Consider the following 1312-nt stretch of genomic DNA (forward strand, 5'->3'; position numbering starts at 1 on the left):
TGTCTCGTCCTAAAATACGTTGACAGTATTTCTACTAAGCCAACAGCATCAGCTGTTGGCTTTTTTCATGCACCTCATTTGGAGTTTTCATCCTGAGACTAAGGTGCGGCCTCATATTGTTATAGGTACTTATAGACTCTTTTACTAGTTGTTTAAGCTCTCCGAGGTTTTTACACTTATTAAGTAAGAACTCTTGTTTCAGTATTCCATTTACTCTCTCTGCTAATGCATTTTGATAGCAGTCATAACCGTCTGTCATCGAGGGGCTTATGCCGCTACTTTTCAACTTATCTTGATAAACACCGGAGCAATACTGGAGACCACGATCAGAGTGATGGATACACGAACGATGATATTGACGCCCCTTAATAGCCATATCTAGCGCTTTCACAACATCCGTCGCCTTCATTTCGTTGCTCAGCTCGTAGCCCATAATTTTCCGACTAAACGCATCAGTTACCAATGAGAGATAGTGAATGCCTTCATCTGATTGGATATAGGTAATATCACTTACTAACACACCCTCTGGAGTGCATGGTTTGTAGTTCTTTAATAAGTTCGGATGTTTTTTCATCCAATGCTTACTGTTTGTCGTTTTCGTAAAACTACGTTTAGGTCTTACCAATAACCGTTCATCACGTAAGTAGTTGAAAAGAGCATCCCGACCTAACTTGATACCTTGTTCTTGCAACTTTGGCTTAAGTAAAAAGTAGAGCTTTCTAGTGCCAACCCGAGGCATATAACGTCTAATATCCAACACCATTTGTTTGATGGGTTTAAGTTCCAACTGGCGATGAACAGCTCGCTTTTCTCGTTGATAAACGCTTTGTCTCGTTATCCCGCATAGCTTACATACTCGAACTAAACTTATTCCTTCTTGTTCTTGAAGGCTTCTTGCTCCTTGGTGAGATACTTTTTTCTGAGGCTAGTTCCGTGTTCAGCATCAAGAATATCAACCACTCTATTTAAAAAGAGATTCTTGATTTTTTCGTCTTCCAGCTCTTTCTCAAGACGCTTTATTTTCTGTGCTGGTGACTCTTTAGGCTTAGTTGATTGGTGCATGGTATTCATCCTTGGAGTTTGCGCCCAATTCATCTTACCGTGCTTTCGAAGCCAAGTTAAAACAGTTGAACGGCCTTGGATACCATAAATGGTTTGGGCTTGTTTATATGTCATATCGCCTCTTTCTACAGCGGCGACGACCTGTAATTTAAAGCCTAGTGTGTAATCACGCTGAGTGCGCTTAACGTAGGTATTATTTGAAGTAGCCATAATTCGTCCTCAATGTGTAAACACATTTCAGGACGGGACA

1 protein-coding gene is annotated in these 1312 nt (G+C 40.7%); it reads right to left on the reverse strand.

The window, feature by feature from the left end:
* Positions 1–34: 34 nt before the first annotated feature.
* A protein-coding gene (locus tag AB6D93_RS24060) for an IS3 family transposase (protein ID WP_102319877.1) occupies positions 35–1272 on the reverse strand; the annotation gives its coding sequence in 2 pieces (ribosomal slippage) (positions 35–900 and positions 900–1272; 1239 coding nt in all).
* Positions 1273–1312 lie beyond the last annotated feature (40 nt).

Source organism: Vibrio sp. 10N.247.310.23, from assembly GCF_041467155.1.
Lineage (GTDB): Bacteria > Pseudomonadota > Gammaproteobacteria > Enterobacterales > Vibrionaceae > Vibrio > Vibrio crassostreae_C.